Here is a 6,482-nt window from a genome sequence, read left to right on the forward strand (position 1 = left end):
CGCGGCTTGGCGTGATATTCAAGGGCTGCTTCTTTCAGATCTTGAGACATTGCCACTGTTCCGTTTGTCACGTTTAAAGGTAATGAACCGCCGGAGCTTGCCCAGCGGAGCGCGCCATTATGGCCCGCCCGTCCCGAAACGACAAGTGGCAACAGCGCAATTTGTGATCAGTCAATAGGGCTAATTGCGTACATCTCCGAAGGCTACATACCTACAAACGGCCATAAAAAAAGCGCCCGGAGGCGCTTTTCGTGCAACAGCCGATATCAGGCCTTGTTGCCACCGATACGACCGCCAAAACGCTTGTTGAAACGCTCGATACGACCGCCGGTGTCCATAACCTTCTGCTTGCCGGTATAGAACGGGTGGCACTGGGAACAAACGTCCAGCTGCAGATCGTGGCCAACGGTAGAACGGGTCTTGATGACATTACCGCAGGAACAGGTGGCGGTAATCTCTTCGTACTTCGGATGAATACCTTCTTTCATGGCGAACCTCTTTCGGTCATGCCGCTACCCGGTCACGGGGAATCAATCCCTGGCGCCTGGCACCGCATGTTTGAATCAAAGTGAAAGGCGAGGCACAATCATGCCCTGCCGAAAACAGACCGCGAATCATACTTGCAATCCCTGTGACAGGCAAGCCTTACGGGCGCCTCATTCCCTGCTTCGCAGCCACGATACCACCAGGCTGCCGGGCCCGACCCCTAAGTGAAAACCACGACATCACCAAAAATGGAGTCCCGAGTGCCCCGAACCGCACGAATCGCCCTCAACCGGCCATTACGGAGACTGTTTGATTACCTCATCCCGGAAGGCATGCAGGTTACCCGGGGGCAAAGGGTACAGATTCCATTCGGGCGGCAACAGCTGACCGGCCTGGTGGTAGAAACGGACGTGGAACCTCCCGAGGGCATCACCCTTAAAACCATCAACCATGCTCTTGAGGACTGGCAGGCGCTGCCACCGGAAACTTTTGAATTGCTGAGCTGGGCCAGCACATATTATCAGCATCCGCTCGGTGAATGCCTTTTCACCGCGCTACCGCCCGCCCTCCGCCGGGGCCGACCGGCCCGGGAAAAAGAGGAAGAGAGCTGGGTTGCACAAAGTTCGGGCAGCGAGTTGCCGGCCAATGCCTACCGTCAGAAAGCCCTGTTGCAATGGCTGAGCCAACAACCGGCTCCCGCCAGTACCGGTGCCATTATCAAGGCCGGATTTACCAGTGCCCAGGTTAACGGCCTGACCGGAAAGGGGCTGATTGAGAGAGCAAAGCAAGACAGTAACCCGGCAGCTGCACCTTTATCCCCGGACCTTCGACCGACCCTGACACCAGCCCAGCAGCACGCGGCAAGCCAGCTTCCCGCAGGCCGGGAAGGCTTTGACGCCACTCTGCTGTACGGAATCACCGGCAGCGGTAAAACCGAAATCTACCTTCATTACCTCAAGGAACACCTGACCGATACGGGCCAGGCGTTAGTGCTGGTGCCCGAGATCAACCTGACCCCGCAGACTGTTGCCCGTTTCCGGCATTACTTCGGAGACCGCATCGTGGTGTGGCACTCGGCGCTGAATGACGGCGAACGATTGAATACCTGGCTCAAGGTCCGCCGCGGCCAACCGGTCATCCTGATCGGTACCCGCTCCGCCGTGCTGCTGCCCTTCACCGGCCTTGAAACCATCATCGTTGACGAAGAGCACGACAGCTCCTACAAGCAGGGCGAGGGCTTCCGCTATTCGGGAAGAGACCTGGCAGTTTACCGGGCCCACCTGAACAAGTGCCCGATCATAATGGGCTCCGCAACCCCATCCCTGGAGTCTTATCACAATGCCCGCCAGGGCAAGTACCGGTTGGTGAGACTCGAAGAACGGGCGAAGAAGGCGGTCCCGCCCACTCTCAGCCTGCTCGATATCCGCAGCCGTCCGCTGGAAGGAGGCCTTTCCCGCCCCGCCCTGAACGCCATCCGGGATACCCTCGATAGGGGCGAGCAGGCTCTGGTGTTCGTAAACCGTAGGGGCTATGCCCCGGTCATGATGTGCTTTGACTGCGGCCACATGGTCGAATGCCCCCGGTGCGACACCCGGCTGACCTACCATCGCCGGGACCGCGCCATGCGCTGCCACCATTGCGACTACCAGGCGGCCGCCACCAGTCATTGCCCGAAGTGCCAGAGCGAGGCATTCAAGCCGGTTGGACAGGGCACCGAGCGGACCGAGGACACGCTGGCCGAAGCGTTCCCATCGGTTCCGGTGGTTCGGGTAGACCGGGACAGCACCCAGAGAAAAGGCAGCATCCAGGCCATCCTGGAGAAGGTGAACAGCGGCGCTCCGTGCGTGCTGGTGGGAACCCAGATGCTCGCCAAGGGCCACGACTTTCCGAATGTGACTCTCGTGGTGGTCGTGAATGCCGACGGCGGACTGTTCAGCGTGGATTTCCGCGCGCCCGAGCAGCTGATCCAGACCCTGCTCCAGGTCAGCGGCCGGGCCGGCCGCGGCAACAAGGTCGGCAAGGTACTGATCCAGACCTGCCACAGCGACCATCCGCTACTCAAATCACTGTGCACGGAAAACTACCTGAGCATTGCCGACCAACTGATGGCAGAACGGGAGCAGGGCCAGTTCCCGCCCTTCCGGCACATGGCCATATTCCGTGCCGAATCCGACACCATGCAGAACAGCTTGGAACTGCTGGATGCCATCAAACCCTCAGCATCAGGCCCCGGCATCGAAATCTGGGGCCCCCTCCCCGCTCTTATCGCCCGCCGCGCCGACCGCCACCGCGCCCAACTGGTATTGCTCAGCAGCCAAAGAGGCCGGCTTAACGCGGTTCTTGCCGGCATCTGCCAGCACCTGGACCAGCAGAAGCTGCCACCGAAGGTGAAATGGATGGTGGATGTGGATCCGATGGAGATTGGTTAATGAGTTCACATACCAACTTATGCCGGGGATCCTTGGATTTTTTTGTGGCGAGAATGGAAATCGTCAGGCTCGGTGCTAATATCAGGAACGAATATTAACATTGCTTTATTTGCATTAATCACATAAAGGCCCTTTGAAGGACCTCAAATCAAGCATTATAAAAAGCGACATAAAATTCAGGGAGATCGGCATGCCAAGGAGACTTCCCCTACTGGGTTTAACATTATCTACGACTTTCTTGTTATCCGCCTGTGGCGGCGAGGAGTATTCGCAACCTCTGGCTCCGCAGGGCAACCCACCCTCACCACTATTTGAACCCTGGACTCCACCAACCAACACCCAGACAGAAACAGGCAATTCTGAACCAGTAGTTTCACTGCCGATTAGCCCCGGCTTTTACGAGACGACTGTGACTGTTGAAGGTGGCGACACATTTGCGGGTGTTGCGACAATCATTGACCCAGACGGCAGTTTCGTCACTTTTATCTCACAGACAGACGCCACATTCGGCGTATTGGCAGGCACTGGGGAAAATCAGATTATTGGAGCCGGTACCAATATTTTTTATTCAGACACATGGAGCCAGGTTGATGGCTCCGTCAGCGGCCAGGCAGCAGACTCGGAATCCGCTACGTTGAATGTCGAGGCTCCAGAAACCGGCTATCAGTCCGTAGTTGAGCTCTCCCGAAACAATTCCATTAGCAATACGCCCATTTCCCTTACGGACATCTCCGGCACATATCTGATGCAAGAACCCGACGTTGTTACCACCCAGGTCACCATCGACTCCGATGGTTCCCTGACAGGAAGTGACCAACGCGGGTGCACCTTCAACGGCTCAGTGATCATTCCTGATGGGTCCGTAAATGTATTCCGGACAATATTCACCGCAGAGAACTGCGGCAGCTCGGGAGGGTCAAGCGCCGAACAGATCAATGGAGAATATCGGGCCCTTGGGATCTTTGGAGGTGACCAGATTCTCGTGATCGGCACCAACAGCAAGGTAGTCGCTTACTTCCGCGGACTCAAATAGAAAACAACTAAGGCGCCCGGCAATTGCCGGGCGTTTTGCTTGCAAGCCAACTTTCCGCGATAATACCCGCCTTCTGTTTCCATCGGGCTCCCTGCCCTGACACCCATTCTCCAGTAAACCGAGTCATCTGACAGCATGAAAGAGACCGTTTCCGAGCTGCTCCAGTCTGCGCTGGCGGCGCTGCAATCTGAAGGCACCCTGCCCGCGGACCAGACCTTTACCCCGCAAGTAGGCAACACCAAGGACAAGGCCCACGGCGATTACGCCTGCAACATTGCCCTGGTTGCTTCCAAGGCAGCAGGCTGCCCGCCACGCCAACTGGCGGAAGCTCTGGTGGACCGCTTGCCGGAGAGCAAGGCGGTGGCCAAGGTAGAGATTGCCGGGCCCGGCTTCATCAACTTTTTCATGAGCACGGCCAGCGCCTTCGAAATCGTGGAAACCGTCCTGAATGAGGCGGATCGGTTTGGCCGCAACGACAGCGGAAAAGGCGAGAAGGTGCAGGTGGAGTTCGTCTCCGCCAACCCCACTGGTCCCCTGCACGTTGGGCATGGCCGTGGTGCAGCGATTGGTGACAGCCTGTGCCGGCTGCTGGAAGCGAATGGCTACAATGTTACCCGCGAGTTCTACTACAACGATGCCGGCGCCCAGATAAACAACCTGGCGCTTTCTGTCCAGTCCCGTGCCAAGGGCCTGACACCTGACGATGACAACTGGCCGGCTGACGGTTACCGCGGCGACTACATTATTGATGTGGCGAAGTCCTACCTGGCCGGTGAAACCGTGACGGCCGACGACCGGGAAGTGACCGGCAAGGGCGACCCGGAAGACCTGGATGCCATTCGCGAGTTTGCGGTGGCCTATTTGCGCCGCGAGCAGGATCTGGATCTGAAGGCCTTCGGCGTGCACTTTGACGTCTATTTCCTGGAATCCTCCCTGTACGAGGAAGGCAAGGTCGAAGCCACCGTCAAGCGCCTCCATGAGAACGGCTATACCTATGAGCAGGACGGCGCCATGTGGCTGCGCACCACCGAGTTCGGGGATGACAAGGACCGGGTGATGCGCAAGAAGGATGGCGGCTACACCTACTTTTTGCCGGATGTGGCCTACCATCTCGATAAATGGCAGCGGGGTTTCACCACCGTGATCAACGAACAGGGCGCAGACCACCACTCCACCGTCACCCGGGTCAGGGCCGGCCTCCAGGCACTCAAGGCCGGCATTCCCCAGGGATGGCCAGATTACGTCCTGCACCAGATGGTCATGGTGACCCGCTCCGGCCAGGAAGTGAAGATTTCCAAGCGCGCCGGCAGCTACGTCACTGTGCGCGACCTGATCGACGAAGTGGGCCGGGATGCCACCCGGTTCTTCCTGGCAGCGCGTCGGGTAGACTCCCAGTTGACCTTCGATATCGACCTGGCCCGCTCCCAGACCAATGAAAACCCGGTCTACTACATCCAGTATGCCCATGCCCGGATTTGCAGCGTACTGCGCAAACTCGCGGACGAAGGCGTTAACCGCGACCGCCACGAATGCGTGGGCGACCTGTCCATTCTGACCCTGGACGAGGAAAAGGACCTGGCCAACCAGCTGGCGAAATACCCGGAACTAGTCGCCAACGCCGCCGCCCAGCGCGAGCCGCACCACGTGGCACACTACCTGCGCGAGCTGGCCGGGCAGTTCCACACCTATTACAACGCGCACAAGGTATTGATTGAAGATACCGCCCTGCGGGATGCACGCCTGAGCCTGTACCTCGCCGTTCGCCAGGTACTCGAAAACGGCCTGGACCTGCTGGGCGTCAGCGCACCGGAAGTGATGTAAGACAACCCAATGGCCCGAGACTACGCCCGCAAAGACCGGCCCAGCCGGTCTTCCGCCACGCCAAAGAAGGCGCCTGCCAGGCCTGCACGCTCGAAACAGCGTGCCCGGCCTGCTGCACCGGTACACCGCCAGCACGGCAGCCTGTCGCTGAAGTGGATCCTGTCCCTGGCGGCGGTGGGCGGCTTTATCGGGTTTATTGTGTACCTCAACTCCCTGCCGACCACCAGCCAGCAAACCAAGGCACCGGTACAGGAGCAAAAACCGGTACAGAAGGCACCGAAAACCGCCACCCAGGAAGAAAAGAAGCAGAATTTCCGTTTCTACGAAATGCTGCCGGAATCCGAGGTGGTTCCCCCCAAGGTGGAAGAGTACAACCCCTCCCCGACCAAACAGAACTTTGATTACCTGGTACAGTCCGGCTCCTTCCGCAGCCGTGAAGACGCCGAACGCCAACGGGCCCAGATTGCCTTCCTGGGATTACGTGCCAGCGTCCAGCGCATTGACCTGGACAATGGTTCGATCTGGTACCGGGTAAATGTCGGACCGTTCACCTCCCGCAGCCAGATGAACTCGGCCATCGATAAGCTGGTTTCACTGAACATCCAGCCTTTGATTCGGAAGATTCCCAAAGAGGGCTGACCTCTTCTGTTGGTGGAAGCACCTTTCGGGGATGTGATTCCGAAACACGCTGTGAATACGTCCCTGTACGCTCC

Annotated in this window: 5 protein-coding genes; 4 read left to right on the forward strand and 1 reads right to left on the reverse strand. The window is 58.5% G+C overall.

Annotated elements, in window-relative coordinates; all coding sequences use genetic code 11:
- Positions 1 to 266 precede the first annotated feature (266 nt).
- Positions 267 to 488: a 50S ribosomal protein L31 gene (rpmE, locus tag ACESMW_RS18035; protein WP_372988363.1), complete on the reverse strand. Its 222-nt coding sequence runs from the start codon at positions 486 to 488 to the stop codon at positions 267 to 269.
- Between the two features lie 246 nt (positions 489 to 734).
- On the opposite strand from rpmE, the gene ACESMW_RS18040 reads away from it, so the two are divergent.
- The 4 genes from ACESMW_RS18040 to ACESMW_RS18055 all read left to right on the forward strand — a co-directional run bounded on the left by ACESMW_RS18040 (position 735) and on the right by ACESMW_RS18055 (position 6,408).
- Positions 735 to 2,915, forward strand: coding sequence for a primosomal protein N' (locus ACESMW_RS18040; RefSeq protein ID WP_372988364.1), 2,181 nt, complete (start codon positions 735 to 737; stop codon positions 2,913 to 2,915).
- 190 nt (positions 2,916 to 3,105) lie between these two features.
- Positions 3,106 to 3,948 (forward strand): hypothetical protein, encoded by an 843-nt coding sequence (locus ACESMW_RS18045; RefSeq protein WP_372988365.1) that lies wholly within the window; start codon positions 3,106 to 3,108, stop codon positions 3,946 to 3,948.
- Positions 3,949 to 4,083: 135 nt separating this feature from the next.
- Positions 4,084 to 5,769, forward strand: coding sequence for an arginine--tRNA ligase (gene argS, locus ACESMW_RS18050; protein ID WP_372988366.1), 1,686 nt, complete (start codon positions 4,084 to 4,086; stop codon positions 5,767 to 5,769).
- A gap of 9 nt (positions 5,770 to 5,778) precedes the next feature.
- The gene (locus ACESMW_RS18055; protein ID WP_372988367.1) at positions 5,779 to 6,408 is read left to right on the forward strand and encodes an SPOR domain-containing protein; all 630 of its coding nucleotides are present in this window, start codon (positions 5,779 to 5,781) and stop codon (positions 6,406 to 6,408) included.
- The last annotated feature ends 74 nt before the right edge of the window (positions 6,409 to 6,482 follow it).

This window comes from Marinobacter sp. (assembly GCF_041690455.1).
Taxonomy (GTDB): Bacteria; Pseudomonadota; Gammaproteobacteria; order Pseudomonadales; family Oleiphilaceae; genus Marinobacter.